The 26,169-nt window shown below is 65.8% G+C and carries 23 protein-coding genes; 9 read left to right on the top strand and 14 right to left on the bottom strand.

Translation table 11 applies throughout. The features are described 5' to 3' along the window. Positions 1–69 precede the first annotated feature (69 nt). Both ACE10Z_RS11155 and putA read right to left on the bottom strand, forming a co-directional pair. Entirely contained in the window at positions 70–1,275 is a 1,206-nt protein-coding gene (locus tag ACE10Z_RS11155) for a CaiB/BaiF CoA transferase family protein (protein WP_375789806.1), read from the bottom strand. A gap of 174 nt (positions 1,276–1,449) precedes the next feature. Further along, a complete protein-coding gene (putA, locus tag ACE10Z_RS11160; RefSeq protein WP_375787964.1) occupies positions 1,450–4,461 on the bottom strand; it encodes a bifunctional proline dehydrogenase/L-glutamate gamma-semialdehyde dehydrogenase PutA in 3,012 nt (1,003 codons plus the stop codon). Positions 4,462–4,586: 125 nt separating this feature from the next. Between putA and ACE10Z_RS11165 the strand changes: the two genes are divergently transcribed. Beyond that, complete coding sequence (locus ACE10Z_RS11165) at positions 4,587–5,051, top strand: Lrp/AsnC ligand binding domain-containing protein (protein ID WP_212319462.1); 465 nt, start codon at positions 4,587–4,589, stop codon at positions 5,049–5,051. A gap of 91 nt (positions 5,052–5,142) precedes the next feature. Then, the gene (locus ACE10Z_RS11170; RefSeq protein WP_375787965.1) at positions 5,143–5,793 is read left to right on the top strand and encodes a hypothetical protein; all 651 of its coding nucleotides are present in this window, start codon (positions 5,143–5,145) and stop codon (positions 5,791–5,793) included. 312 nt (positions 5,794–6,105) lie between these two features. Here ACE10Z_RS11170 and ACE10Z_RS11175 read toward each other — a convergent pair whose 3' ends face one another. The 5 genes from ACE10Z_RS11175 to ACE10Z_RS11195 all read right to left on the bottom strand — a co-directional run bounded on the left by ACE10Z_RS11175 (position 6,106) and on the right by ACE10Z_RS11195 (position 10,453). After that, positions 6,106–6,306 carry a cold-shock protein gene (locus ACE10Z_RS11175; RefSeq protein ID WP_021079749.1) on the bottom strand — a complete coding sequence of 67 codons (201 nt, stop codon included), beginning with the start codon at positions 6,304–6,306 and terminating at the stop codon, positions 6,106–6,108. A gap of 286 nt (positions 6,307–6,592) precedes the next feature. Next, positions 6,593–6,904, bottom strand: coding sequence for a c-type cytochrome (locus ACE10Z_RS11180; RefSeq protein ID WP_375787966.1), 312 nt, complete (start codon positions 6,902–6,904; stop codon positions 6,593–6,595). 11 nt (positions 6,905–6,915) lie between these two features. Further along, positions 6,916–8,115 carry a molybdopterin-dependent oxidoreductase gene (locus ACE10Z_RS11185; protein ID WP_375787967.1) on the bottom strand — a complete coding sequence of 400 codons (1,200 nt, stop codon included), beginning with the start codon at positions 8,113–8,115 and terminating at the stop codon, positions 6,916–6,918. A 209-nt stretch (positions 8,116–8,324) separates the two neighbouring features. Next, positions 8,325–8,552: a hypothetical protein gene (locus ACE10Z_RS11190; protein ID WP_050404118.1), complete on the bottom strand. Its 228-nt coding sequence runs from the start codon at positions 8,550–8,552 to the stop codon at positions 8,325–8,327. A gap of 164 nt (positions 8,553–8,716) precedes the next feature. Further along, positions 8,717–10,453, bottom strand: a complete 1,737-nt coding sequence (locus ACE10Z_RS11195) for an adenylate/guanylate cyclase domain-containing protein (protein WP_375787968.1) — start codon at positions 10,451–10,453, stop codon at positions 8,717–8,719. A gap of 213 nt (positions 10,454–10,666) precedes the next feature. Here ACE10Z_RS11195 and ACE10Z_RS11200 point away from each other — a divergent pair, with 213 nt between their 5' ends. Then, the gene (locus ACE10Z_RS11200; protein WP_375789807.1) at positions 10,667–12,232 is read left to right on the top strand and encodes a glycosyltransferase family 39 protein; all 1,566 of its coding nucleotides are present in this window, start codon (positions 10,667–10,669) and stop codon (positions 12,230–12,232) included. Between the two features lie 164 nt (positions 12,233–12,396). On the opposite strand, the gene ACE10Z_RS11205 is transcribed toward ACE10Z_RS11200, so the two are convergent. Continuing rightward, positions 12,397–13,428 (bottom strand): YcjF family protein, encoded by a 1,032-nt coding sequence (locus ACE10Z_RS11205; RefSeq protein ID WP_375787969.1) that lies wholly within the window; start codon positions 13,426–13,428, stop codon positions 12,397–12,399. After that, positions 13,425–14,888, bottom strand: coding sequence for a YcjX family protein (locus tag ACE10Z_RS11210; RefSeq protein ID WP_375787970.1), 1,464 nt, complete (start codon positions 14,886–14,888; stop codon positions 13,425–13,427). The genes ACE10Z_RS11205 and ACE10Z_RS11210 overlap by 4 nt, the downstream gene beginning before the upstream one ends. A gap of 199 nt (positions 14,889–15,087) precedes the next feature. Between ACE10Z_RS11210 and ACE10Z_RS11215 the strand changes: the two genes are divergently transcribed. Together ACE10Z_RS11215 and ACE10Z_RS11220 are read left to right on the top strand one after the other, a co-directional pair. Beyond that, the gene (locus tag ACE10Z_RS11215) at positions 15,088–15,783 is read left to right on the top strand and encodes a hemolysin III family protein (protein WP_375787971.1); all 696 of its coding nucleotides are present in this window, start codon (positions 15,088–15,090) and stop codon (positions 15,781–15,783) included. A 225-nt stretch (positions 15,784–16,008) separates the two neighbouring features. Next, on the top strand, positions 16,009–16,803 hold the full coding sequence (locus tag ACE10Z_RS11220) for an SDR family oxidoreductase (protein WP_375787972.1): 795 nt from the start codon (positions 16,009–16,011) through the stop codon (positions 16,801–16,803). Positions 16,804–16,918: 115 nt separating this feature from the next. Here the strand turns inward: ACE10Z_RS11220 and ACE10Z_RS11225 are convergent, their stop codons facing one another. After that, complete coding sequence (locus ACE10Z_RS11225; RefSeq protein ID WP_375787973.1) at positions 16,919–17,539, bottom strand: TetR family transcriptional regulator; 621 nt, start codon at positions 17,537–17,539, stop codon at positions 16,919–16,921. 82 nt (positions 17,540–17,621) lie between these two features. Here ACE10Z_RS11225 and ACE10Z_RS11230 point away from each other — a divergent pair, with 82 nt between their 5' ends. Next, positions 17,622–19,169 carry a 4-hydroxyphenylacetate 3-hydroxylase family protein gene (locus ACE10Z_RS11230; RefSeq protein ID WP_375787974.1) on the top strand — a complete coding sequence of 516 codons (1,548 nt, stop codon included), beginning with the start codon at positions 17,622–17,624 and terminating at the stop codon, positions 19,167–19,169. Positions 19,170–19,427: 258 nt separating this feature from the next. Here ACE10Z_RS11230 and mdlC read toward each other — a convergent pair whose 3' ends face one another. From mdlC to ACE10Z_RS11250, 4 genes are all read right to left on the bottom strand, one after another. Next, the gene (gene mdlC / locus ACE10Z_RS11235) at positions 19,428–21,056 is read right to left on the bottom strand and encodes a benzoylformate decarboxylase (RefSeq protein WP_375787975.1); all 1,629 of its coding nucleotides are present in this window, start codon (positions 21,054–21,056) and stop codon (positions 19,428–19,430) included. A gap of 280 nt (positions 21,057–21,336) precedes the next feature. After that, positions 21,337–22,224: a BJP family subclass B3 metallo-beta-lactamase gene (blaBJP, locus tag ACE10Z_RS11240; protein ID WP_375787976.1), complete on the bottom strand. Its 888-nt coding sequence runs from the start codon at positions 22,222–22,224 to the stop codon at positions 21,337–21,339. A 129-nt stretch (positions 22,225–22,353) separates the two neighbouring features. Beyond that, positions 22,354–22,737 carry a tautomerase family protein gene (locus ACE10Z_RS11245; protein WP_375787977.1) on the bottom strand — a complete coding sequence of 128 codons (384 nt, stop codon included), beginning with the start codon at positions 22,735–22,737 and terminating at the stop codon, positions 22,354–22,356. 109 nt (positions 22,738–22,846) lie between these two features. Then, positions 22,847–23,344 carry a helix-turn-helix domain-containing protein gene (locus tag ACE10Z_RS11250; RefSeq protein WP_298367306.1) on the bottom strand — a complete coding sequence of 166 codons (498 nt, stop codon included), beginning with the start codon at positions 23,342–23,344 and terminating at the stop codon, positions 22,847–22,849. Between the two features lie 122 nt (positions 23,345–23,466). On the opposite strand from ACE10Z_RS11250, the gene ACE10Z_RS11255 reads away from it, so the two are divergent. The 3 genes from ACE10Z_RS11255 to ACE10Z_RS11265 are packed head-to-tail and all read left to right on the top strand — an operon-like array spanning position 23,467 to position 26,143. Further along, positions 23,467–24,072 carry a VOC family protein gene (locus tag ACE10Z_RS11255; RefSeq protein ID WP_375787978.1) on the top strand — a complete coding sequence of 202 codons (606 nt, stop codon included), beginning with the start codon at positions 23,467–23,469 and terminating at the stop codon, positions 24,070–24,072. Between the two features lie 56 nt (positions 24,073–24,128). Continuing rightward, a complete protein-coding gene (locus ACE10Z_RS11260) occupies positions 24,129–24,779 on the top strand; it encodes an isochorismatase family cysteine hydrolase (RefSeq protein WP_375787979.1) in 651 nt (216 codons plus the stop codon). Beyond that, entirely contained in the window at positions 24,776–26,143 is a 1,368-nt protein-coding gene (locus ACE10Z_RS11265) for an epoxide hydrolase family protein (protein ID WP_375787980.1), read from the top strand. The genes ACE10Z_RS11260 and ACE10Z_RS11265 overlap by 4 nt, the downstream gene beginning before the upstream one ends. The last annotated feature ends 26 nt before the right edge of the window (positions 26,144–26,169 follow it).

Below are 26,169 nucleotides of genomic sequence, written 5' to 3' on the forward strand. Positions count from 1 at the left end.
GCTTCGCTTCATCCGGGCTACGGACGGCGTTGTGCGCATCGCTCGCGATGACGACGGAAGCCTACCCGTCTACGCCACCGCGCCGGAGGCGCGCAGCTTCTGGATCGTGGCTTCGTCATAGCCGGCCTGGCGCAGGATCTCGTCGGAGTGCTCGCCGACTTCGGGCGGCTTGCGCGGCTGCACCTTCTTGGCGCCGTCGATGAAGATCGGGCTGTTGACGGTCAGCATGGTGTCGTTCTCGAAGCGCACCAGCACCTCGTTCTCGATCATCTGCTTGTCGTTCGGGATGTCGTCGAGGATGCCGACGACGCCGAACACCAGGCCGTTGCCGTCGAGGATCTTGCGCCATTCGGCGAGGTCCTTGCCGGCGAACACCTCGTCGAAGATCTTGATCAGCTCGATCGAGCGTGCATGGCGGTCCGCCTTGGTGGCAAAGCGGGCGTCGGCGACGAGATCCTCGCGGCCCATGCAGCGCGCCAAGGTCGGCCACTGCCGGTCCTCGTTGAGCAGCGACAGGATCAGCCAGCGGCCGTCCTTGCATTTGTAGTGGTTGGTGACGGCGTTGAGCGCCTCTTCGCGCGGCTTGCGCTTCTTGAACTTGGCGCCGGCGAGCTTGGCCTGCGCCAGCACGCCGTTGGCCCAGACGCCGTTGGCCATCAGATTGGTCGAGACGTGCGAGCCCTTGCCGGTCTTCTCGCGCTGGAACAGCGCGGTGACGATCGCGCCGTAGAACGCCATCGCGCAGGGGTGGTCGCCCATGCCGGCGACCGAACGGGCCGGCGTGGTGTCCTCGTCGGCACGCACCAGGTCCATCAGGCCGGAGCGGGCCCAATAGGCGTTGGAGTCGAAGCCGGGCTTGTTGGCCTCTTCGCCCTTCTCGCCGTAGCCGGTGAAGGAAGCATAGATCAGCCGGTCGTTGAGATGGGCAAGATGATCGTAGGTGATGCCGAGCTTCGCCCGCACCTGCGGCGGCATGTTGGTGATGAACACGTCGGCCTCGGCGACCAGCTTGTAGAGCACCTGCTGCGCGTCAGGCTTGGTGAGGTCGAGCGCGAGGCTCTTCTTGTTGCGGGCCTCGAGCATCCACGCGAAATTGTGCTCGCTCGCGGGATAGCCGGGCAGGTTAGGCAGATTGCGGTAAGGGTCGCCGGCGCCCGGCGGCTCGATCTTGATGACGTCGGCGCCGAAGTCGGACAGCACGGTGGCGGCCGCGGGCGCCGCGATGAAGCTCGCGCAGTCCAGGACCTTGAGCCCGTCAAAAATGCCTTTTTCCATCGTGCCGTCGCTCCCGTGGCGCTTGTTGGTGTTTTTCCGGTAGCTGGAATTATCGTGTGCGATCATTCCGATCGGACCGCCATTTGGCCCATCTCGGGGGCACGATGCAACGGCACTTTCTTACCCTATCCTTTACCCTCCCCTGGAGGGGCCCTCCAGGGGAGGGTGAAGCGCTTACTCCACGCCCGCCATCAGCGCGGCATTGCCGCCCGCGGCGGCGGTGTTGATCGTCACCGTCTGCTCGGTGGCGAAGCGTGTGAGGTAATGCGGGCCGCCGGCCTTGGGGCCGGTGCCGGAGAGGCCGCTGCCGCCGAACGGCTGCACGCCGACGACCGCGCCGATCATGTTGCGGTTGACATAGATGTTGCCGACCTGGAGACGGTCGATCACGTGCTCGATCGTGTCGTCGATGCGCGAATGGATGCCGAGCGTCAGCCCAAATCCAGTCGCCTCGATCGCCGCCAGAACGTCGCCGAGCCGCTCGGCGCGATAGCGCACGACATGCAGGATCGGGCCGAACACCTCCTCACGCAGTTGGCTCGCCGCCGAGAGCTCGAAGATATGCGGCGCGACGAAATTGCCTGCCGGCGCCTCGCCGGCGAGATGCACGCGCGCCTCCTGCTTCATCCGCGCGATATGCGCGTCGAGCCGCTGCTTGGCTTCCGCATCGATCACGGGTCCGATGTGCGTCGACGGTTGCGTGGGATCGCCGATCTTCAGTTCGCGTGCGGCGCCCGCGATCATCTCGATCATGCGATCGGCGACGTCGTCCTGCACGAACAGCAGCCGCAGCGCCGAGCAGCGCTGGCCGGCGGAGCGGAACGCCGAGGTCACGACATCGTCGGCGACCTGCTCGGGCAGCGCGGTGGCATCGACGATCATTGCATTGATGCCGCCGGTCTCCGCGATCAGCGGCACGATCGGCCCATCCTTGGCCGCAAGCGTCCGGTTGATCGATCGCGCCACCTCTGTCGAGCCGGTGAAGACCACGCCGGCGATGGCGGGATGCCTGACCAGCGCGGCACCGGCCGCACCGTCACCCTGGACCAAATGCACGGCCGTTTCCGGAACGCCCGCCTGATGCAGCAGGGCGATGGCCTCGGCCGCGATCCGCGGGGTCTGCTCGGCCGGCTTTGCGATCACCGCATTGCCGGCCATCAGCGCTGCCGTCACCTGGCCGAGGAAGATCGCGAGCGGGAAATTCCATGGCGAGATCGCGACGAATGCGCCGCGGCCGCGCAACTCCAGCATGTTGCTTTCGCCGGTCGGCCCGGGCATCGCCTCGCCTTGCCCGAACAGCTTCCGGCCGAGCGCTGCATAGTAGCGGCAGAAGTCGATCGCCTCGCGCACCTCCGAGAGCGCGTCGTCGAGCGTCTTGCCGCCTTCGCTCTGCAGCAAGGCGAGGAAGTGCGCGCGGCGCTGCTCGAGCAGGTCCGCGGCCTTGTCGAGGGTCGCCGCACGTTGGGTGGCCGGGGTGCCATCCCACGCCTTGAAGCCGCCGCGGGCGGCGGCGACCGCGGCATTCGCCTGTTCGACCGTCGAGGTCGCGACCATGCCGGACGCGACCCTGGATTCGATGGCAATCGAAGACGTCAGCGCGTCGAGTGCCTTCCGTTCGCCGAATTCGATGCCGTGCGAATTCTCGCGCTGCGGCCGATAGAGATCGGCCGGCAATGGAATTCCGGAGTGAGAAGCCTTGTCGTCGGCACCTATGATCTCGGCCGGGCGGCGCAGCAGGTCCACGATGGATACGCGATTATCCGCGGCCAGCGCCACGAAGGACGAGTTGGCGCCGTTCTCGAGCAGCCGGCGCACCAGATAGGCGAGCAGATCGCGGTGGCTGCCGACCGGCGCATAAGTGCGGTGGGCGATCTCAGGCCTGTCGTCGCCGAGCTGGGCGTAGAGCGCTTCGCCCATGCCGTGCAGCCGCTGGAATTCGAAGCTCGCAGGATCGTCTGACAATTCGAGGATCGTCGCGACCGTCAACGCGTTGTGGGTGGCGAATTGCGGAAACAGCCGCGGCCGCAGCGCCAGCAGCTTGCGCGCGCAGGCGACGTAATTCAGGTCGGTCATCGCCTTGCGGGTGAACACCGGATAGCCGTCGAGCCCGCGCTCCTGCGCGCGTTTGATCTCGGTGTCCCAATAGGCGCCCTTGACCAGGCGCACCATCATCTTGCGGTCGAGCGCCCGCGTGAGTGCGTCGATATAATCGATCACGTCGCCCGCGCGCTTCTGATAGGCCTGGATCGCAAGCCCAAAGCCGCTCCAGCCGGCGAACGACGGGTCGGCGAAGGCAGCTGCGATGACGTCGAGCGACAGCTCCAGCCGGTCGGCTTCCTCGGCATCGACGGTGAAGTTGAGGTCGAACGCCTTGGCGCGGCGCGCGAGGTCGATGAGCTGCGGCACCAGCTCGGTCATCACCCGGGCGTGGCTGACCGCCTCGAAGCGCGGATGCAGCGCCGAGAGCTTGACGGAGATGCCGGGCCGGTCGGGCAGGGCCTGATCGCCGGCCGCCCTGCCGATCGCGTCGATCGCGCGGGCGTAGGATTCGAAATAGCGACGGGCATCGTCGGCGGTGCGGGCGCCCTCGCCAAGCATGTCGAAGGAATAGCGCGAGCCGCGCGCCGTGTGCGATTGCGCCCGCGACAGCGCCGCCTCGATGGTCTCGCCGAGCACGAAATGGCTGCCCATCAGCCGCATCGCCTGCCGCGTCGCGGCGCGCACCGCCGGCGCGCCGAGCCGCTTGGTCAGCCGCCCGATCGTACCCTGCGGCGTCTCGCCGGGCTGGATCACGCGGGCCGACATGCCGAGCGCCCAGACCGAGGCGTTGACCATGAACGCGCTCGATCTGGTCTCGTGGTTGACGAAGTCGCCCTGGCCGAGCTTGTCCTCGATGAACTGGTCGGCAGTGCGCGCGTCGGGCACCCGGAGCAGCGCCTCCGCCAGCACCATCAGCGCCAGACCCTCCTTGGTCGACAGCGCGAACTCACGCAGCATGTCCTCGACCCCGCCGAGCGGATCGTCGTTGGCCCTGATCGCCTCGATCAGGCGCCGCGCGGTGCGGTCGACCCCAGCCTCCTGGTCTGCGCCAAGCCTGGCGTCCTGGCGCAGGCGGCCGGCGATCGCGGTGTCATCGGGGGCGTAGGGCGCGCCGAACGGCGGCGGGAGCGGGGACGGGTCAGGCATGATGGGTCCTTGGCGGTTCCTTGGGGTTGCACCGGAACACCTACGCGCGGTCGCACCGTAGTTCGATAGACAAATTAGCAGATTTGCCTTAGAAAATCCGGATCATTTCAGATACTGCCGTGGATATGACAGAGATTGACAAGATAGACCGCAAAATCCTCTCGATCCTGCAAGGGGATGGCCGGATTGCCAACGTGGAGCTGGCCGAGAGGATCGGCCTGTCGCCGACCTCGGTCGGCGAACGGCTGAAGCGGCTGCAGCGCGACGGCTTCGTCGAAGGCTATGGCGCGCGGCTCAACCCGCACCGGCTCGGCCTCGGCCTCCTGGTGTTCGTCGAGGTGCTGCTCGACAAGACCACGCCCGATGTGTTCGAGCGCTTCGCCAAGGCAGTCCAGATCGCGCCGGAAGTGCTGGAGTGTCACATGGTGGCCGGCGGCTTCGACTATCTGGTCAAGGCGCGCGTTGCCAACATGACCGCCTATCGCAGGTTTCTCGGCGAGACCCTGCTGGCGCTGCCGGGCGTGCGCGAGACGCGAACCTACGCGGTGATGGAGGAAGTCAAGCGCGACGCGCCGCTGCCGGTCGGCTGATATGCTCCGGATCTGATCCACAGCCATGCGCAGGATGTCTTGGCATCGCGGCGCACCCGCGATAATTCTCTCCCCAATTGGGGGCCGCGACATGGATGATGCCAATCAGCCGATAGGTGCGAAGCGAAGCGGGGTTGCCGGCGCGTTATGCGCAGCCGTTCTGTCCCTGTCCGCGATGACGCCGTCGCGCGCGGCCGAGTTCAGCTCCGGCATCATGCAGCTCTATACATCGGTCTCGATCTATCCGCCGTCGGCCTCGACGATGACGGTGTGCTACGGCTTCGTCTGCCGGCGCCGCGAGATGCTCGACTTCAGCGCGGCCGACAGGGCGGCCCTGACCAGGATCATGGCCACGGGCCGTGCCAACGCCGCCGCCGAACGCGCTGCCGTGCAGAAGGCCGTGATCTGGTTCGACCGCCGGATGGGGCCGATCCTCGGCACCGACAAGCGCGTGGCGAAAGCGGACTTCCGCGCAAACGACGACAAGCACAATTACGATTGCTGGGACACCACGCGCAACACGACCAGCCTGATGCTGGTGATGCAGTCGTGGAACCTGTTCAAGTTCCACGACGTCGGGGATCCCCACTATCGCGGATTCTCGTGGGGGCAGACGCCGCACAACACCGCGGTCTTGCTCGAACGCGCCACCAAGGTGGAATGGGCCGTCGATCTCTGGCCCCGCGGCTATCTGCAACCGCCTGACGTCATGACCGTCGCCAAATGGGTGACGGAAGATTGAGCGGCTGAACATTCCCGCCGCGCACGCTCCGCTCAGGTGCAGCATTTTCCGTCACGACCCGGGCATGATGGAGAGAGACATGCCCGCGATTGCCAGGGAGTTCACACGCGGCGCGCCGCAGCAATTGGGCGGTCCCGGATGTGCGGGCAAATGGCCGATAGCGGCACGCGATCGATCGCGGCCGAAAAAAGTTCAACGCCGTGGCGCGCGGGCGCCGTGCCCGCTCCGCCGAACGTCACGTCGTGTGATGTTGGATCGGCCCTCACTCCCGGATCGTGTCCGAGAGTGCGCCGCTGGATCTCGCGCGGAGCGCTAGACCTTGAGGTTCTCGGCTGACGTCTTGCCGCGATTGGCGATCTCTTCGTATTCAACAGACTGGCCTTCGTTGAGGCTCTGAAGACCGGCCTTCTGAACTGCTGAAATATGAACGAAAATGTCCTTGCCGCCTGTTGCGGGCTGGATGAATCCATAACCCTTGGTCGGGTTGAACCACTTCACTGTACCTTTGGGCATTCCAGTCGTCTCCGCGGAATCAATCGAAAACAGACCAGTCGGTCCCCGCACAAACCGGCTTGTCCGTACCGCACAGGATAGCAGTTTGAAAAAAGCTGGGTAGATCAAACCACGGTGTGTTTTTGCCCGGAAACAACCCGCTTTGCAGGGTTTTGCTGCCGGATTGCCTGTTTCGTGGTCAATTGATGCGCTGCAAAAAAGGATCGGTTCCACTGAACCGAATTGGATCAATGGCCCCCGCGCGCGGGCTTTCGGCCAGTGCGCGGGGAGATGGGCAGGCCGCGTCTCAATAGGTCGCGGAGAGATACTCGACGATCTTGCCGACGTCGGCCTGGTCGATCGGCGCGCCGTAGACCTTGATCATCTTGGTCACCTCGGCTTGCCAGAAGTCCTTCTTGAACTTCTCGCCTTGCGGCTGGGTCTTGATGTAGTCGGCCGAGTGGCAGGCGGTGCAGTTGTTCTGCACCACGTCGAGGTTGGGACCCGGCTTGAACGCCGCGGTCTCCTCGGGAAGCGTGTAGTTGACGGGCGCGGCCATCGTAGCTCCGATCGACAGCACGGCGATCGCGGCGAGGGAGGGAAGCAGCTTGTTGGTCATGATGCTTCTCCTCACGCCGCGGTGACGCGCACGGTTTCGACGACGTTGCGCAGATAGCCGGCCGGATTCCACAACGGATCCATCGGCTGGGTGTCGCCCGCATTGTTGGTGGCGCGCACCTTCAGCTCCGAGGCGCCGGCCGGGAGCGCGACCTTCAGCTTCCATTCGCGGAAGGCGTATTTGCCGAGATCCTTGCCGAGCTTGGCCGGTGTCCAGCTCTTGCCGCCGTCGGTCGAGACCACGACCTCCTTGATGCCCTTGCCGCCGTCGAAGGCGATGCCGCGCAGCGTGGTGCGGCCGGCCTTCAGCTTGGCGCCGTCGGCAACGCTGGTGATGAACGAGCGCACCGTGAAGCGGTTGATCGGGATCGTCGCCTTTGGTGCGGTGCCGGGCTCGACCGCATTGTTCGGCGTATCCGGAATCCGGTAGGCCGACTTCATCCAGAAGCCGTCGAACACGCTGTCGATCACGGTGATCTCGTTGAGGTGCTTCACCCAATAGGTGCCGTAGTAGCCGGGCACCACGAGGCGGAGCGGAAAGCCGTTGAGGAACGGCAGGTCCTCGCCGTTCATGCCCCAGGCCAGCATCACCTCGCCGTCGCGCGCATGGTCGATGTCGAGTGCCTTCACGAAGTCGGGCGTCGTGTCCATCACCGGAACGTCCATGCCGTTGAAGGTGACCTGCTTGGCGCCGGCCTGCACGCCGGCCATGTCGAGCACGGTCTTCAGCGGCACGCCGTGCCAGCGTGCACAGCCCATCGCGCCGTTGCCGAGCTGGCCGCCGGCGACGCGCGGGTTGAAGAAGCCGCGGCTGTTGCCGGAGCACTGGTTGACGGCGACGAGCTCGACAGCCTTCAGCTTCCGGATATCCTTCAGCGACAGACTCACGGGCTTGTCGACCTTGCCCTTGATCTCCAGCGTGAACTTGTCCGGATCCAGATCGTAGGGGATGCCGGCGAGGTGATAGCGGACGAAGAACGCGTTGTTCGGCGTGAGCGGCCCGTCGTTGAAGACCGCAAATGGCGTTTCCAGCTGCGGCGGCCGGCTGGTCTGGCCGATCATCGGGCGCTTCTGCGGGTAGTGCACCAGCGGCCGTTCGCCATTGCCGAAAGGCATCGTCACGGTGTCGAGGGCGAATGCGCCCCTCGATCCCAGCCCCGTCGCCAAAGCGGCCAGGCCGGCGCGCTTCATCAAGTCTCGTCGATCGAGCATTCCGCTTCCTCCGAAGCTGTTCTGTCGTGAGCTGGTCATCACCATGCTCACCTTGGCTTGCGCGCCTTCGCATCATGGAATGCGCGCGGCGACAAATGTCGCACCTGACAATCCCAAGTCAATTGAGCTTTCGCAGCGTTGCGTCGCAACAACGAAAAGCCCCGATCGCATGCGGCGACCGGGGCATTTCCATCAAGACGAAGGTTCGATCAGTAGCAGACGTTCACGGTGCGATAGCGATAGCCGTAGGGCGTCAGCACCAGGCGGGTGACGTAGCAGCCTGAATCGACGAAGCCGACGGAGATGCCCGGGCCGCCCCAGAAGTGATGGTGATACGGATGCCAGAAGAACGGCTTGGCCGAAGCCGAGGTCGGCGCCAGCGCGGCGGCAGCAAGCGTTGCGGCAGTCGCGAGAGCAAGCGTGACTTTGCGAAGCATGGTCGTCTCCTTCAGATGCGCGTTGACCTCTGTCGCGGCGCGGTTGCTGGTGTTGCCCATCGCCAGTCAGTCGCATCCGGCACCGGGCACGTTCGAGCATCTCTGCTGAGCGCAGCTTCGGATGTGCGGCAGGTCACATTCGGGTGAAGGGGAAGATGAACGGGTCAGGCCGCGACGGCACGCCGGTCGTCGACCAGCGTGGACAGGACGCGCGTCGCCTCGACGGTGCGCACGGTCATCGGCTCGTTGCGGCCGCGGATCGCGACCTGCTGCACCGGCAGGGCATCGTCGGCAAGGCCCGCAGTGACGCGCACCTCGTCGGAGATCACCGCCTCGCAGGCCAGCGCCTTCGTCATGTCCTGCAGCCGTGCCGCGACGTTGACGGCGTCGCCGAGCGCGGTGAACACCATATGGTCGCGATAGCCGATATCGCCGACGATCACCTCGCCGCCATGGATGCCGATGCCGAAGCGGATCGGCTCGCGCAAATCATGGCTGAGAAACTGGTTCAGCTCGTCGATATTGGCTGCGATCAGCGCCGCCGCGCGCAGCGCCTGGCGGCAGGCCACCTGCCGGTCGGTGCTGAGCCCGAACAGCGCCAGCATGCCGTCGCCGATGAACTGGTTGGGCCGCCCGCCGGCTTCCAGCACCGCCTGCGACACCGCGCCGAGGAAACGGTTGACGATGAACACGGTGTCGAACGGCAGCCGCTTCTCGGCAAGCTGTGTCGAGCCGCGCATGTCGACGAACATGCTGACCAGATAACGCTCCTGGCCGACCCGCGTCGGATTGGCGGCGTGCGCGTTCGCCGACATCGTGTGCGGCAGGAACAACTGGAAGAAGGTCAGGTCGCCAGTCGGCCGCAGCTGGCAGGCCAGCCGGATCGACGGATCGTCGGTGCCGACCCGGTGCAGCACGAAGGCTTCGCGCGGGGAAGGCTCGGGGAGGGCGGCGTGATCGCCGATGATCCGGATGCGGCAGGTCGAACAGCGCGCACGGCCGCCGCAGACACTCGCATGCGGCACGTTGTAGCGCAGGCTCGCTTCCAGCACGCTCAGTCCCTTCGGCACCCGCAGCGTGCGGCCGTTGCCGTAGGACAGCGCGATCGTGCCGCCGCGGCGCTCAAGCAGGGCACGCGCGCCCCGCGCCAGCAGCACGAGGGCGAGCAGGCCGAGATAGCCGAACGTCAGGCCACCCGTGATCTTCTCGAGCGTGGCAGCCTGGGCCGCCGTGCCGAGCTTCTGCGCCGACAGCTCCTCGCGCCGCCAGTCGGGATCCTGATAGTCCTCTATCGTGGCGCGGCCGCCCTGATAGATGCCGAGCATTGCCAGCGTCGGGATCAGCACGGCTGTGGCCAGCAGGAACGGCGCGGCCCACCGGAAAAACGCGCGCAGCCGGAGCCAGAAATACAGCCCGATGCAGCCATGCACCCAGGCGATCAGCAGCACCGCAAACATCAACCACAGCCGGACCGGCGAGGCGATGAAGAAGGTGTAGAGCTCCTGCGGGTAGAGCTTTTCGTGCCCGTACAGGGTCTGGCCGAGCCGCACGCCGACGATGTGGATGATGATGAAGACCGGGATGTTCAGGCCGAGCACCAGCTGCAGCGGCTCGATCGCCTTCCAGTGGAACTCGCGGCGTTGATACAGCGCCCAGATGCCGAGCCCGGTATGCACCAGGCAGGCGCCGTAGAACACGATCGCGACCGGCAGGAACTGCCAGAATTCGGTGTGGTAGTGCACCCCGATCGCCATCGCCTCGGTCGAGATATTGCCGAGCGCGTGGTTGAGGAAATGGCTGACCAGGTAGGCGAAGATGATCGCTCCCGTGACCAGGCGAACCTGCCGCTGGCCAATGCCGCGGGCCATTTCCTGCAAATGTTCGCGCGAAGCGGAGGCCATGTGATTCATATCGGCAATTCTAGTGCTTAATTCCCGCGCTGAACACCACCGCGGGCCCGGACGGGCCGCGGTAGCTGGCCGTCACGTTGACACTCCGTTAAGAGTCGAACAAAAAGCGCCGTGACGATAGCCCAAGCCGAATCCGGAACCGATAACATCAGCGTTAAGCCGGCCCGTTCGCGCGCGCCGGATTGGCGTGGCGTCATCGCCGTGATGGCAGCCATGACCGCGATGCGGCTGGTCTATGCCTATGCGCTCGATCTGCGTACCGACGAGGCCTATTACTGGACCTGGTCGAAGGAGAACGTGCTGTCCTTCCTCGACCATCCGCCGATGGTTGCCTGGTTCATTCGTTTTGGCACAGCTATCCTCGGCGACACCAATCTCGGCGTCCGCCTCGGTGGCATCGTGGCGATGCTGGCCACCCAGCTCCTGCTCGCCGACATCGTCCGCCGCGTGACATCGAACAATGTCCGTGCCGTGATGCTGGCGCTGCTGTTGCCGGAGGCAGCGCTTTATTACGGGTTGTTAATGGCCAAGGTCGCGCCCGACACGGCGCTGATCCCATTTTCGGTTGCAATGTTGTGGTCGCTGGTGCGGCTCGCGCAAAGCAACGACGGGCGCTGGTGGCTCGCCGCAGGGCTGTTTGCCGGGCTGTCGCTGCTGTCGAAATTCACCGCGATCATGTTCGCGCCGGCGGTGCTCGCCTTTGCGCTGGTGCCGGACTGGCGCTGGCGCTGGCTGCGCAGCCCGTATCCTTACCTTGCTGCGCTGATCGCGATCGTCGTGTTCTCGCCGGTGCTGATCTGGAACGCGGAGCATGACTGGGCTTCGTTCCGCTTCCAGGCGGTGCGCGCCACCGTCGAGCGCGATCTCACGCTGCGTACGCTCGGCGAGTTCATCGGCATGCAGTTCGGCCTGGTCGGCTTCGTGCTGCTGCCGGTGACGCTGTTCGGGACAGTGCTGACGGCATGGCGCGGCTATGTCAGGCGCGAGCCGGTCGCGATCCTGCTCGCAACCGCGGTGCTGGTGCCGTTCGCCTATTTCCTCTGGAAGTCGCTGACCTTGCGGGTCGGCGACACCTGGCCGATGTTTCTGTGGCCGGCGGGCTTTGCGGCGGTTGCGATCAATGTCACGCGGATGCCGTTCGAGGGCTGGTCGGCCGGCCTTATCAAATCGACGGTCTCTTGGGCGCGGACTGCGATCACGTCGGGCATCGTCTTCGTCGTCTGTGTGTTCCTCTATTACATGTTCGCGCCGTGGAATCTGATCGGTCGCACCGATCCGATCGGCACCGAGGCAGGCTATGATGTGGTAGCTGCGCGCACCCTGGCGCAGGTGCAGGCGACCGGCGCGACCTGGGTCGCGACCACGGATTATCGCACCTATGCGATGCTGCGCTGGATGCTGCGCGGGCGGGTGCCGGTCGTCGAGGTCAACGAGCGCGGCCGCTTCCAGGGCTTTGCCGATCCCGGCATGAGCAAGATCCGCGATCACATCGGCATCTATGTCGGGCGCGAGCCCGAGAACAATCTGCCGCTGTGGAGCGAGACATCAGCGGTGCGCCAGCCGCTGGAGCGCGTGACGCGAAGCTGGCGCGGCATGGTGATGGACACCTATGCGCTGGAGAAGATCAGCGGCTGGACACCCGATCTGTCGCCGCCGCCGGACACCACGTTCTTCCGCTGGCGCGTGCTGGCGATGCGCCTTCCTTCTCCCCTGGCTTTCGCCAGGACGACGGACGGAAACGTGCACCCGTCTCCTACCCCGTCATCCTGAGGTGCGAGCGGAGCGAGCCTCGAAGGATCGGCGGCCACCAGCCGGGCCGTGCATCCTTCGAGACGCCGCTTCGCGGCTCCTCAGGATGACGGGGCGTGTACAGCCTAACGACCCTCAAAGGCTTCCTTTGTGAGAGAAGGTGGTGCGCACAGGCGCGCCGCGCGCTATTCCTCTTCCTCGCGCTTGCGGATCAGGTCCTTTGCCAGATCGGTCAGCGCCGGGCGGGGCAGCGCGTTGAAGGGGAGCGGGCGGGTGACGTCGATCGCGGCGAGGCCGAGGCGGGCGGTCAACAGGCCGTTGAGCATGCCTTCGCCGAGCCGCTGCGACAGCTTTGCCGCGATGCCGTGACCGAGCATCTGCTGGATCAGGCTGTCGCTCGCGGCCATGCCGCCGGTGATCGCCAGATGCGCGATGACGTGGCGCAGCAGGCGGATCATGCCGAGCGCGCCGGGCCGGCCGCCATAGAGCCGCGCCAGCTGCCGGATCATCCGCAACGACGCCACGAACACGAACAGCACGTCGATCAGCGCGCGCGGGCTGACCGCGGTGACGACCGAGACGCGCTGCGCGGCCGTCGACACCAGGCGCCGCGCCTCCTCGTCGAGCGGCGTCATCAGTTCACGCTCGGCGAGGCGGATCATGTCGGCGCCGTCGATGATGTCGTCGGTGTGGCTCTGCAGCGCGCTGCGGGCGCGGGCGAGCTGCGGGGTCTGGTGCGCGAGCTTGAGCAGGTCGGCAACGATCGCGCGGCTCGCGGTGCGGTCGTCGCTGATCAAGACCTCGGCGGCGCGCAGATGCAGCTTCTCGATGGTCGCAAGCCGCGCCAGGCCGACCAGCTCGCGCGTGGTCACGACGGCCAGTGCCACCGTGGCGATGACGGCGAGCCCGAGCCCGAGGACGCCGAGGCCTTCGTTGCGCGCGAACAGATCCTCGACCAGGTTGATGACGCCAAGCCCGGTGCCGAGCACCACGAGGCCCGCGACCGCGCTCCAGAACAGCGTGCCCCAGCGGAAGCCGCGGCGTGCCGGCAGCAGCGGCGTATCGACCGGCACCGGAAGCTGCGCGGGCTCGGCCTCAGGCACGATCTGGATCGTGCCGCGGGTAAGGCGGCCGCTGTCGTCGGGATCCATCACGACCACGCCGGGATCGTCGAGCTTGAACGTCGCCGGCCGCCGCGGGGGCGTCTTCTCGTTCATTGCAGTTTGTCTCCGATCAGGAACTGGAGGGCGCGGTCAAGGCGGATGTGAGGCAGCGTGGGCTCCGCATCGCCGTTTCGTTCCAGCTTCGGCGGCCGGAAGCGCAGGAAACGATAATCGGCGGCCTCGGCGCCGGCGCTCGAGAGGCCGCAGAATCCGCCGTTGAACAGCTCCTCCGGATTGTCGGGCAGGTCGCCCGGAAAGGTCGCAACTTCAGTTTCGCCGTCCAATGTCCCGCCATTGGCGAGTTCGCCCGACGCCGGCGTGCCGAGGATCGACGGCAGCCGGTCGCGGCCGCGTGCGACCTGCGCCTCGCGCGTCGCGCGCACCGCGGCAAGCGCCACCACGTCGATGGCAGCGCCGGCATATTCGGCGCGCTCGGCGGCCTTGGCCACGATCCGCCGCAGCACGGCTTCCAGCCGGTCGTGGCTCTGATGATGCAGATGGTCGGCCTTGGTCGCCGCGAACAGGATGCGGTCGATGCGCGGCCGGAACAGCGAACTCAGGATCGTGCCGCGGCCGATCCGGAAGCAGTCGAGGATGCCGGCGAGCGCGGCCTCGAGGTCGTGCAGCGCCTCGGGGCCGGCATTGAATGCGGCAAGCGCATCGGCCAGCACGATCTGGCGGTCGAGCCGCGCGAAGTGGTCGCGGAAGAACGGCCGCACCACGACGTCCTTGTAGGCCTCGTAACGCCGCCGCATCATCGCCCACAGCGAGCCGTCGGGCGCGCTGCCGTCCACGGGCACGTCGAGCGGCGCGAAGGTCAGCGCCGGCGTATCGGCGAGATTGCCCGGCATCAGGAAGCGGCCGGGCGGCAAGAGGCTCATCGCGAACCGCTCGTCGCGGCAGGCGCGCAGATAATCGGTGAACAATCTTGCCTCGGTGCGCGCGGCCTGCTCGTCCTCCTTGGCCTCGGGCTTCAGCGTTGCGAGATGCGCGTGCCAGGGCGCCGCGAGCTTTGCGCGCAGCGGCTCGCGCGACAGCGCAAGGCTCTCCGCCGACCATTGCTCGTAGCTCTTGTTGAGCAGCGGCAGGTCGAGCAGCCACTCGCCGGGATAGTCGACGATGTCGAGGGTCAGCGTGCGGTCCGCGCCATTTTGCCGCTGATATTCGATCACGAGGCGAAGCTCGGAGATGTCGGTGGTCGAGCTCGGCCAGGTCCGCTCCTCGATCAGGGTGCGGACATGGTTCTCGTAGGCAAAGCGCGGCACCGCATCGTCAGGCTGCGGGGCGAGATAGGCGCGCGCGATCCGCCCTGAGGCATAGGCCTCGAACACCGGGAAGCGGCCGCCACGGGTCAGGCCATGCACCAGCGCGGTGATGAACACGGTCTTGCCGGCCCGCGACAGGCCGGTGACGCCGAGCCGCACCGTCGGCTTGAAAAGGCCCTCGCTATAGTCGAGCAGCGCCCGCGCCGACAGACGCGCTTCCTCGACGATATCAGAGAAGCGGGGGGGCATGGAGGGTTAACGAAAAGACCCGGCAGGAGGAGCCAAAAGGGGCGGGCGAACACCCGCAAGGTGGCGATTATCGGGCCAAAATCAAGCTTCACATTTCCGGCGCCTTTGCAGGCGAGGGATTGCCAAGTGAATTGCAGCGGGATTGAACGCGTCGCACCACTCGCGTTACCCATGGTCCATCGGCCCACAGGAAAGCCTGATGACGGTCTTTCGCCTGAAGCAACTTGCCTCGTCCTCGATCCACGCGGCCGGCGCCGCGCTGTGGAACTATGACCGCGCCGAGCTGATCGCCGACGGCGTCGTCCATCTCGTCGGCGTCTGTTTCGGGCTGGTTGCCGCCACCGCGCTGATCGTGCTGACCGCGGTCTATGCCGGCCCGTTCGATATTGCCGTGGTCTCGGTCTATGTTGCGGGCCTGCTCGCGATGCTGACGCTGTCGGCGACCTATAATCTCTGGCCGGTGTCGCGCGCCAAATGGATCCTCCGGCGCTTCGATCACTCCGCGATCTACCTGTTGATCGCCGCGACCTACACGCCGTTCATCGTGGAACTGAAGGACAGCTACTTCGCGATCGCGCTGCTGACCGGCGTGTGGTGTGTCGCGATCGTCGGGATCTGGCTGAAGCTCGCCTATCCCGGCCGCTTCGACCGGCTCGCGGTCGGGCTTTATCTCGCGATGGGCTGGAGCGGCATCATGCTTTACGACGCCGTCGTGAAGGCGCTGCCGGCGAAGGCGCTCGGCTTCGTGCTGGCGGGCGGCATCCTCTACAGTTTCGGGGTGATCTTCCACTCCTGGCGGCGGTTGCGCTTCCAGAACGCAATCTGGCACGGCTTCGTGCTGCTCGGGGCCGCCTGCCACTATACGGCGGTGTTCGACGTCGTGCTGGCGAGCTGAAGTTCTCGCCATCTGCGGCGGATGGGCTATCATGCTTCGTGATGCGCCCGTTCCGCTTTGTCCCGTCATCCTGAGGAGCGCGGAGCGCGTCTCGAAGGATGCACGGCCCGGCTGGTGGCCGTCGACCCTTCGAGACGCGCGTGCCGCGCTCCTCAGGGTGACGGGACGTGCAGGAGCGGGTGAGCAAAAGCGACGTGTGCAAGCAAAGATATCGGGAGGATAGCCATGCAGGTGGCAGGTAAGGTTGTGGTGGTCACCGGCGGTGGCAATGGCATCGGCAAGGCGCTGTGCGAGGCGTTCCACGCCGCGGGCGCGTCCAAGGTCGTGGTGGTCGACCTCGATCATGCGGCGGCCGAGAAGGTCGCGGCCTCGGTCGGCGGCGCCGCGTTCAAATGCGACGTCGGACAGGAGAAGAACATCCTGCACGTGGTCGACGAGACCGAACGCATGTTCGGCCCGATCGCGCTGTTCTGCTCCAACGCGGGCATCGGGGGCGGCTTCGATCCGCTGTCGAAAAATGCCGGCGGCACCTCGGACGAGCCGTGGTCCCGAAGCTGGGCGATCCATGTGATGGCGCATGTCTATGCGGCGCGGCACCTGGTGCCGCGCATGAAGGCGCGCGGCGGCGGCTACTTCCTCAACACGATCTCGGCCGCGGGCCTGTTGTCCCAGGTCGGCAGTCCGGCCTATTCGACCACCAAGCACGCCGCGGTCGGCTTTGCCGAAAACCTCGCGATCTCGCACCGCGCCGACAACATCAAGGTCTCGATCCTCTGCCCGCAGGGCGTCGACACCAACATGCTGCGTTCGATCCCGAAGGGCCCGCAATCCGGCGACGGCGATCTTTCCGCCGAGCAGGTCGCGCAGGATGCGCTCAAGGGCATCGAGCAGGAGACCTTCCTGATCCTGCCGCATCCACAGGTGCTCGGCTACATGCGCAAGAAGACCGAGAACTACGACCGCTGGATCGGCGGCATGGCCAAGATCCAGGCCAAGATGCGGGAAGCACAGGGGAAGTGAGACCGGTAGCCCGGATGGAGCGAAGCGTAATCCGGGTCGAACGTCGTTGGGTGAATCCCGGATTGCGCTGCGCTCCATCCGGGCTACGATTCTTGCAGATTGCGTGAGGTAAGGCTCACTCCCTGGCGAGTTGTACGATCTTCTCGCGCAGATAGGCGTCCATCAAATCGGGAGCGGAGGCGCCGAACATTCGGATGCGGCCGGTGTGCAGCAACAGCAAGAGGCCGGTCGCGTGCGCGAAGCAGTCGACCATCACCGTGTTGGCCTTCTGCCTCGACGCGCCCAGCGCCTCGGCGGCCTCCGCGATCGGATGCAGCGCGCCCTCGAGCGCGGCGTTCAGCGCGTGGTCGCGGTCATGGCCGAGCCCGGCCGGCTTCATGCCGCCGCGGAACAAATAGAAGCCGAGGTCGAGGTCCCGCGGGTTGTCGGCATAATAGCGGAAGAAGGCCATGCCCGCGGCAAGCAGCCTCTGCCTGGCGCCGCGCGTGGTCGCGACCGCCGCGCTGACGGCTTCGCCGAGCGCGGCCAGCGACTGCCGCAGCACCTCGGCATAGATCGCTTCCTTTGAATCGAAGTGGAAATACAGCGCCGCCGGGGTGTAGCCGGCCCGGGTGGCGATCGCCCGCAGGCTCGCGCCCTCGAGGCCTTCCTCGGCAAACACGCTGCGCGCCGCATCGAGGATCAGCTCCCGCTTGTGGCGGCTGACCGCTTCCTTCCTGCTCTCGCGCATCTGCATCCGGCGATTCCGTCCTTGACTCAATTCTAACAGTGTTCAATAATTTAACAATGTAAAAATAAATGAGCAAGGGAGAAGCGCCATGCTGATGACGGCTGCGGACTACCGGGAATCCTTGCGCCGCTACAAGCCGCGGGTGTTCGTCAACGGTGAGGCGATTGCGAGCGTTGCCGACGAGCCGTTGCTGGCGCCGGGCGTGGCTGGGGTCGGCGTGACCTATGATTTCGCGCATCGCGCCGAGCACGCGCCGATCATGACGGCGCGGCAGGGCACCTCGGGCAAGACCGTCAACCGCATGCTCCACATCAATGAGAGCGCGCAGGACCTGCTCTACAAGCTCGAGGCGGTGCGGCTGGTGTGCAGGACATCGGGCTGCGCCCAGCGCTATCTCACCCATGATGCGCTCAACGGCCTCTATCAGGCGACCAAGCTGACCGACGATCGCCACGGCACCGACTACAGCCAGCGCTTCCGCAATTACCTGCACGAGGTGCAGGACCAGGACCTCACGCTCGGCGTCGCCATGACCGATGCCAAGGGCGATCGCTCCAGGCGCCCGGGCCTGCAGGCCAATCCGGACGTCTATGTCCACATCAAGGAGCGCCGCCCCGACGGCATCGTGATCCGCGGCACCAAGGCGATCGTGACAGGCGCGCCTTACATGCACGAATTCCTGGTCATGCCCTGCCGCACCCATGTGCCTGCCGACAAGGATTTTGCGGTCTGTTGCGCCGTGCCGGTCGATGCGCCCGGCGTCACCATCGTCGCGCGCCCCGCGGGCCGGCCCGGCGATGCATCGGCGAAATTCTCGGCCAAGTATGGCCAGTCGGTCGGCGTCGTGATGTTCGACGACGTATTCGTGCCGCATGACCGCGTCTTCCTCGCCGGCGAGACCGAGGAGGGCGGGTTCCTCACCACGTCCTACGCCACGCATCACCGCCATTCCTGCATCGGCGCGCGTGCCGGCTTCGGTGATCTGTTGATCGGCGCCGGCGCGCTGATGATCGAGGCCAACGGGCTCGATGCCGAGAAGCACGCCCATATCCGCGAGGCGATGGTCGAGCTCATCACCATCACCGAGAGCTTCTATGCCTGCGGCGTCGCCTCATCTGTGTACTGCACCAGAGATCCGGCCGGCTCGGTGATGCCGGATGCGGTATTCTCCAACATCGGCAAGCTGCTGCTGGCGACCAAGATCTACGACATGCATCGCGTCGCGCATTACGTGTCCGGCGGCCTGATCGTCGCGCTGCCGGGTCCTGACGAGGACCACAATCCGGAGACGCGCGCCTCGCTCGCCGCTGTGATGGGCGGGCGGCCCGACATTCCGGCCGAGCAGCGCGCCGAGGTGGCGCGGCTGATCGAGGACCTCACCGTCTCGCACGAGGCCGGCTGGTACTCGGTGATCTCGCTGCACGGCGGCGGCTCGCCGGAGGCGATGAAGCGCGAGATCTGGCGCAACTATCCGGTGATGGAGAAGGCCGAGCTGGTCGAGAATTTGCTCGGCCGCGGCCTCGTCGACGGGGGACAGCGGGTGTCGAAGCAGCCCGGCCGCTGCTGCGCCACCGGCTGCGAAGTGCCGGCGCCGGCAGAGCGGGTGCTGGAACAGGTATCTGATCTCGTGAGGTGAGCACGCTCGTCAGGCTCCCTCCCCCCTTGCGGGGACCTTGCGGGGGAGGGCTGGGGAGAGGGGTAAGCCCCGGGCAAGATATCGAAGTGAGTCTCTCTTTCGCAATCTCGATCGCGTTACGTCGAGACTCATTTTTGAGAGAGCGTGCCGTGTGGCACCCCTCTCCCTAACCCTCCCCCGCAAGGGGGGAGGGAACCCTGCCGCCGGTGGCTCCCTCACTACGTCTTTCGGGAACCCCTCACTTGATCAGCGCGATCTTCACCCCTTCTGCGCGTAGAGCAGCGGCACCGCGGAATCGACCATCACCTCGATCAGGCTGGTGCCCTGATGCGACAGGCCGCGCTTGTAGGCGCTCGCGAGCTCGGCTGATTTCGTCACCCGCGTTGCGTCGCAGCCCATGCCTTCGGCGAGCTTGACGAAATCGATGCCGGGCAGGTCGAGGCCCGGCACGTTGCGCACCTGCATCACCTGGCTGAACGAACGCATCGCGCCGTAGCCGGAATTGTTCATCACGACGACCGTCAGCGGCAGCTTGCGTTGCGCGGCGGTCCACAGCGCTTGGATTGAATACATCGCCGAGCCGTCGCCGATCAGGCAGACCGTACGCCCTGTGTTGCGGCCGAGCGCCATGCCGACCGCGGCCGGCAGGCTGTAGCCGAGGCCGCCGCTCGCCATCGTGTAAAAGCTGTCCTGGCCGCGCATCGGCATCGCCTTCTGCATCAGCGGGCGATGCGACGGCACCTCCTCGACCAGCGCATCGTGCGGTCCCATCGCGGCCGAGAGCGCGTGCAACGCGTATTCGGCGGGGATCGGATCGCCGGCCGCGGGCGCCGGCGGCAGGACGCGGCCCGCTGATGCTGCCCGCTTGGTCTCCGGCAGCATCTCGAGCAGCGCCGACAGCGCCGGCTTCATGGTCGCAATGATGCTGTGGCCGGTCGGCGTCATCGCGGCGGCGTCGGGATCGTCGGTGATCTGGAAGATCGTGGTCGCGCCGTCGAAGATCGCGGCATGGCCCTCGACATGGAAGGTGAAGACCGGCGCGCCGACCACAACGACGAGATCGTGATCGCGCAGCGCGTCGGAGAGCTGGCCCGGTGCGGCATGCAGGAAGCCGGCAAACTGCGGGTGCCGCTCGGGGAACGAGCAGCGCGCCGAGAACGGGCTGACCCAGACCGCGGCCTTGGTTTTCTCGGCGACCTTCACCATCAGGTCGACAGCCTCCGCGCGATCGACGGCGGGGCCGACGACGAGGGCAGGACGCTTGGCCTCGCCGAGCGCGGCCGCCAGCGCCTGCATCGCGGTCGCATCGGGGCCGACCTCGCGGCTGACCTGGCGCGCGTCGAGCGGCTGCGTCGCATGCGCCCAGTCGTCGATCGGCACCGAGACGAAGGTCGGCCCGCAGGGCGGCTGCATCGCGACATAATAGGCGCGCGCGATCGCCGCCGGCACGTCCTCGGCGCGCGCCGGCTCGACCGCGAATTTCACGTAAGGCCGCGGGAATTCGGAGGCGCGTTCGGCGTAGAGAAAGGCTTGCAGCGGCATGATCGAGCGCGCCTGCTGGCCGGCGGTGATCACGAGCGGGGTCTGGTTGCGATAGGCGTTGTAGATGTTGCCGAGCGCGTTGCCGACGCCGGCCGCCGAATGCAGATTGACGAAACCGGCATTGCGCGTCGCCAGCGCATAGCCGTCGGCCATGCCGACCACGGAAGCCTCCTGCAGGCCGAGCACGTAATCGATGTCGTCGGGCCAGTCGCTCAGGAACGGCAGCTCGGTCGAACCGGGATTGCCGAACACGCGCCGGATGCCCCATGCGCGCAGGAGGCCGAAGGTGGCGTCCTTGACGGTAACGGTCTTGCCTTTGCTGGCGGCGGGTTTGCGCGAGGACATCGGGCGGCTCCCATTGCTTTCTTGTTACGTTCCGTCATTGCGGGCGGCAAAGGCGGAAAGGCAATCCACCTCTCGATGGATTGCCTGACGATGTCAAGCCGCTGCGCCCATAGTTGCCGCGGCAACGGCTACAAATTGCGTCGGCGGTTAGTCCACGTCGTCCTGAGGTGCGAGCGGAGCGAGCCTCGAAGGATGCGTGGCCCCGCTGGTGGCCGTCGATCCTTCGAGACGGCCGCGTTGCGGCCTCCTCAGGATGACGGATGACGCTTCGCTGTGCTCCCTAATTGGCCTTCTGGAGCGCGGCGGTCTGCTTGGCGAGCTGCTTGTCGAAATCCTGCTCCAGCCCTGCCACATAGGTGGCGTTTTCGCCCGGCTTGACGAACGGATTCGGTGCGCCGTCCTTCATCTGCGCACGCTTGGCCTGCATGTCGTAGACCTCCGGATGCGGCCCGAGCAGGACGTCGACCTTCATCGCCTTGACCTTGGCGAGGGTCGAGCGGTAGTCGTCGACGATGCCGGGATAGGTCGGGCGGCCGACCAGCCGGTTCAGCGCCACCGTTCCGCTGCAGAAGAACAGCACGTTGCGTTGCTGGTTGCCGTCCTTGACCGTCATCTCCCAGCTGGTGCAGCCGGGCGAATGGCCGGGCGTGGTGTGCGCGGTCAGCATCACGTCGCCGAGCGTGACCTTGTCGCCTTCCTTGACCGTGCGGTCGACCTTGACCGGCGCAAAGGCAAGATCGGCGTTGTTCTCGTCTCCAGGATAGTAGCCGCCCTCGAGCAGGGGCTTGTCGCGCTCGCCGGCGATCAGTTGTGCGCCGGTCTCCTGCTTGATCTCCGCGAAGCCGCCGGTGTGGTCGAGATGGGCGTGGGTGTTGAGGATGTATTTGATGTCGGCGACCTTGAAGCCGAGCTTGGCGATGTTGTCCTTGATCATGCCGGTCGACTGTTGCATCGCCGTATCCATCAGGATCAGCCCTTGCGACGTCTTGATGACATAGACCGCGATCCCGTCGGTGCCCACGTAGTAGATGTTGTCGACCAGCTGGAAGGGTTCGAACGGTGCGGTCCATTTCTTCATGACCGTTGCCATGAAATCCTTGAGCGTCTGTGCTTGCGCCCCGGTTGCGATCAGCGCGAGCGCGCACAGCGCGGCTGCGATCGTCCTCATGGTTGCCTCCCCATTTGTTGTTGTTTGCGCACGGGAGCGCACTATGCGTGCCGGTAACGCCGATCGCAAGATACGGACGGCAGGCCGCCGGACATGCCACTGCCTGTCCGGCGCATGCCTGTTCCGCGTTCAGCTCGCATATTGTGCGATGCCGTTGCCGAACGACCAGTTTTCCTTGGCGACCTCGACCAGGTTGATGAAGATATCGTCCGGGCGTCCCTGCAGCTGGCTCTGGAAATCGTCCACGATCCGCTTGTAGAACGCCTTCTTCATCTCGACCGTGCGCCCGGCATTCAGCGTGATCTGGATCAAGATGAGATCGTCGCTGTAAGTGTTGCCGAGATAGCTGTCGGCGTAATTCAGGTCGCCGCGATCGTGCTCGGTGATGACCTGAAACTTGTCATTCTCGGGCACGTTGATCACCTCGCGCATCGCCTTGTAGACGATCTCGCCCAGCGTCTTGCGATATTCGGCGGACTTGCCGCGCTTCAGGTCGATACGAACGAATGGCATGGTGGTCTCCTGTGTTATCGGGGCTCGGCCGGATCGGCCCCGTGTGATCGAGACGCTGCGACGGTGCGAGCTCTCGCATCGTCCGCCAGCGCGGGCGGCGTCCGGAAATTCAGCGGGTCGCCTTGAAGGCCTCCCATCGCGCATCGCGCTCTCTTTGGTATTTGGGCGTCCGTTCGCCGACCATGTCGGCGCGGCGGACCGGCTCGCCGCAGGACTCGCAGACCGGACCGAGCCCGGCCGGCTTGCCGCAGACGAGATGGGTGTAGTTCATTGCGCGGCCTTCCCGCGGTGACTTGCACCAGGTCTCGCCCCAGGCGCGCAGCGCCATCAGCACCGGAAAGAACGCTTCGCCCTTCTCGGTGAGGTGATATTCGTGGCGCAGCGGGCGCTTGTTGTAGACGCGCCGGGTCACCAGACCGTCCGCTTCCAGCTTTTTCAGCCGTGCCGTGATCATCTGCGGCGTGCCGCCGGACTGCGCCTGGATCTCCTCGAAGCGATGATTCCGCGCGAACAGTTCGCGCAGAACAAGTACTGTCCAGCGGTCGCCCACAACGGTTTCGGCGCGAGCGACAGGGCACAGCGTTTGGTCAGCCGTGTTGTCCTTCATTTTGGTCATCACGTTTTCTTCATCTGACTTGTTACTATGATTTTCATAGCAATATGGCTCCGCATCGTCGCAAATGCAATGGGCCGTTGATGGGCCGGTTTGTCATCACCAGGGAGCGAGCCATGACCACCGAACAGGGGCCGACAGCGGCCAAAGTCGATTTGAAGCTCGAAGTCGCCGTCATTCCGGTCTCGGATGTCGACCGCGCCAAGCGCTTCTATCAGGACCTGGGCTGGCGGCTTGATGCCGATTTCGTCAGGCCCGACGGTTCGCGCGCCGTGCAACTGACGCCGCCGGGTTCGCCGACCTCGATCCATCTCGGCTCGGGATCCGCGCTGCCGCGCTTCCTGATCGTCAATGATATCGAAGCGGCACGCGCCGAGCTGATCGCGCGCGGCGCCGATGTCAGTGAGGTGTTTCACCGCGGCGCGGAAGGCCGCATCAAGGGGCCGGACCCGGAACGACCGAGCTACGGGTCGCTCGCCACGTTCAACGATCCCGACGGAAACGTCTGGCTGCTGCAGCAGGTGACGCAACGCCTGCCCGGGCGGGTCGACGGCGACAGCACGAATTTCTCCTCATCGGCCGATCTCGCTGCCGCGCTGCGCCGCGCGGCAGCAGCCCATGGCGAGCACGAGAAGCGAACCGGCGGCCACGATGCGAATTGGCCCGATTGGTACGCCGAGTACATCGTCCGCGAACAGGCCGGCAAGCCGCTGCCCGAGTAAGCGGAGCGCGTCATTGAAGCAAATCCAACGGGCGCCTGATGCCCAAGGAGCGATCGATGTCCCAGATCACCTATCCACGCGAGCGAACCGCTCTGCTTCTCGTCGATCCCTACAATGATTTCCTCTCCGAGGGCGGCATGGTCTTTCCGCGCATCAAGCCGATCGCCGACGAGGTCGGGTTGCTCGACAATCTGCGCCAGCTCGACGGCGCGGTCCGGGCCGCCGGCATCCAGGTGGTGATCGTCCCGCACCGCCGCTGGGAGCCGGGCGATTATGAGGATTGGGATCATCCCAATCCGACCCAGCGCTTGATCATGCAGCGCCATAGCTTTGCGCGCGGCGAATGGGGCGGGGATTGGCATCCGGACTTTGCGCCCAAGCCCGGCGATCTGATCGCTCAGGAGCACTGGGGGCAGAGCGGGTTCGCCAACACAAATCTCGATTTTCTGCTCAAGCAGAAGGGCATCACGCATGTGATCGTGGTCGGGCTGCTGGCCAACACCTGCATCGAGTCGACCGCCCGTTTCGCGATGGAGCTCGGCTACCACGTGACGCTGGTGCGCGATGCCACCGCCGCCTTCTCGCACGACATGATGCACGCCGCTCACGAGCTGAATGGCCCGACCTACGCCCATTCCATCCTGACAACCGCGGAGGCGATCGCGGCGTTGCCGGCAGCCTCTCATTCCAAGGAGACAGTCAAATGACCACGACGTCGAAGACACCAGCTGCAATCGCAATAGGCCAATCGACCCAGGAGGCCATCGACCAAACCCGGCGCAGGCTGCTGACCGGCGCGGCGCTGGGCCTGGCTGCTGCCGGTGCCGCCAGCCTGTTTCCCGCGCATCCCGCCGCGGCAGCCAGCAGTGATGCGATCCGGCCATTCCGCATCAACATTCCCGAGGAAGACCTTGTCGACCTTCGCCGCCGTCTGGCCGCGACCCGATGGTCCGACAAGGAAACCGTCAATGACGACTCTCAGGGTGTTCCGCAGGCGATGCTGCGCGATCTCGTCCGCTACTGGCAGACCGACTACGACTGGCGGAAGGTGGAGGCGCGGCTCAACGCGCTGCCGCAGTTCATCACCGAAATCGACGGGCTGGACATCCATTTCATTCATGTTCGCTCGAAGCACGACAATGCATTGCCCCTGATCGTCACGCATGGCTGGCCGGGTTCGGTCATCGAGCAGATGAAGATCATCGACCCCCTGACCGATCCCACCGCGCATGGCGGCAGCGCGTCGGATGCGTTCCATCTCGTGATCCCGTCGATGCCGGGCTACGGCTTCTCCGGCAAACCGACCACGGTCGGCTGGGATCCCCAGCGCATCGCGCAGGCCTGGGTTCAATTGATGAAGCGGCTTGGCTACGGCAAGTTCGTGGCGCAGGGCGGCGACTGGGGTTCGCCGGTCTCCAATGAGATGGCCAAGCTGGGTGCGCCGGAGTTGCTCGGCATCCACGTCAATCTGCCCGGTGTTGTTCCGCCCGAGGTCTTCAAGGCGGTCAGCACCGGCGGCCCTGCGCCGGACAACATGTCCGCGGAGGAGCAGCACGCCTTCGACCAGATCAAGCTTCAGTTCGCGAAACGGCGCGCCTACGCGCAGATCATGGGCACGCGCCCGCAGTCGCTCGCGGCCTTTGCGGATTCGCCGGCCGGCCTTGCCGCCTGGCTGCTCGATCACGGCGACGGCTACGCCCAGCCGGCCTCCGCGATGCAATCAGCCGTGCTCGGGCACGCGGTCAACGGGCATTCCGCCGGCGCACTGACCCGCGACGACGTGCTCGACAACATCACGCTCTACTGGCTGACCAACACGGCCGTCTCGTCGGGCCGCCTGTACTGGGAGAACAAGACCAACCTCTATCTGCCCGCCAATGTCACGATCCCGGCCGCCGTAACCGCGTTTCCCGGCGAGAGCTTTGTGGCGCCGCGGAGCTGGGCGGAAAAGGCCTACCACAAGCTGATCTACTTCCATCAGGCCGAAGCCGGCGGTCACTTCGCCGCATGGGAACAGCCGGACATCTTCAGCCGAGAGGTTCGGGACGCGTTTCGGCCGCTGCGCAGCTGATCTGAACATTCAAAGGGACCGAAAGG

Source organism: Bradyrhizobium sp. Pha-3 (assembly GCF_042258615.1).
Lineage (GTDB): Bacteria > Pseudomonadota > Alphaproteobacteria > Rhizobiales > Xanthobacteraceae > Bradyrhizobium.

Bases quoted from the DNA above. Each gene is read 5' to 3' on its own strand.
- ACE10Z_RS11175 (WP_021079749.1), bottom strand. From the start codon at position 6,306: ATGCCCAAAGGTACAGTGAAGTGGTTCAACCCGACCAAGGGTTATGGA.
- ACE10Z_RS11205 (WP_375787969.1), bottom strand. From the start codon at position 13,428: ATGAACGAGAAGACGCCCCCGCGGCGGCCGGCGACGTTCAAGCTCGAC.
- ACE10Z_RS11265 (WP_375787980.1), top strand. From the start codon at position 24,776: ATGACCACGACGTCGAAGACACCAGCTGCAATCGCAATAGGCCAATCG.
- ACE10Z_RS11245 (WP_375787977.1), bottom strand. From the start codon at position 22,737: ATGCCATTCGTTCGTATCGACCTGAAGCGCGGCAAGTCCGCCGAATAT.
- putA (WP_375787964.1), bottom strand. From the start codon at position 4,461: ATGCCTGACCCGTCCCCGCTCCCGCCGCCGTTCGGCGCGCCCTACGCC.
- ACE10Z_RS11190 (WP_050404118.1), bottom strand. From the start codon at position 8,552: ATGCTTCGCAAAGTCACGCTTGCTCTCGCGACTGCCGCAACGCTTGCT.
- ACE10Z_RS11155 (WP_375789806.1), bottom strand. From the start codon at position 1,275: ATGGAAAAAGGCATTTTTGACGGGCTCAAGGTCCTGGACTGCGCGAGC.
- ACE10Z_RS11255 (WP_375787978.1), top strand. From the start codon at position 23,467: ATGACCACCGAACAGGGGCCGACAGCGGCCAAAGTCGATTTGAAGCTC.
- ACE10Z_RS11170 (WP_375787965.1), top strand. From the start codon at position 5,143: ATGGATGATGCCAATCAGCCGATAGGTGCGAAGCGAAGCGGGGTTGCC.
- ACE10Z_RS11200 (WP_375789807.1), top strand. From the start codon at position 10,667: ATGGCAGCCATGACCGCGATGCGGCTGGTCTATGCCTATGCGCTCGAT.
- ACE10Z_RS11260 (WP_375787979.1), top strand. From the start codon at position 24,129: ATGTCCCAGATCACCTATCCACGCGAGCGAACCGCTCTGCTTCTCGTC.
- blaBJP (WP_375787976.1), bottom strand. From the start codon at position 22,224: ATGAGGACGATCGCAGCCGCGCTGTGCGCGCTCGCGCTGATCGCAACC.
- ACE10Z_RS11185 (WP_375787967.1), bottom strand. From the start codon at position 8,115: ATGCTCGATCGACGAGACTTGATGAAGCGCGCCGGCCTGGCCGCTTTG.
- ACE10Z_RS11215 (WP_375787971.1), top strand. From the start codon at position 15,088: ATGACGGTCTTTCGCCTGAAGCAACTTGCCTCGTCCTCGATCCACGCG.
- mdlC (WP_375787975.1), bottom strand. From the start codon at position 21,056: ATGTCCTCGCGCAAACCCGCCGCCAGCAAAGGCAAGACCGTTACCGTC.
- ACE10Z_RS11225 (WP_375787973.1), bottom strand. From the start codon at position 17,539: ATGCAGATGCGCGAGAGCAGGAAGGAAGCGGTCAGCCGCCACAAGCGG.
- ACE10Z_RS11165 (WP_212319462.1), top strand. From the start codon at position 4,587: ATGACAGAGATTGACAAGATAGACCGCAAAATCCTCTCGATCCTGCAA.
- ACE10Z_RS11210 (WP_375787970.1), bottom strand. From the start codon at position 14,888: ATGCCCCCCCGCTTCTCTGATATCGTCGAGGAAGCGCGTCTGTCGGCG.
- ACE10Z_RS11180 (WP_375787966.1), bottom strand. From the start codon at position 6,904: ATGACCAACAAGCTGCTTCCCTCCCTCGCCGCGATCGCCGTGCTGTCG.
- ACE10Z_RS11220 (WP_375787972.1), top strand. From the start codon at position 16,009: ATGCAGGTGGCAGGTAAGGTTGTGGTGGTCACCGGCGGTGGCAATGGC.
- ACE10Z_RS11230 (WP_375787974.1), top strand. From the start codon at position 17,622: ATGCTGATGACGGCTGCGGACTACCGGGAATCCTTGCGCCGCTACAAG.
- ACE10Z_RS11195 (WP_375787968.1), bottom strand. From the start codon at position 10,453: ATGGCCTCCGCTTCGCGCGAACATTTGCAGGAAATGGCCCGCGGCATT.
- ACE10Z_RS11250 (WP_298367306.1), bottom strand. From the start codon at position 23,344: ATGAAGGACAACACGGCTGACCAAACGCTGTGCCCTGTCGCTCGCGCC.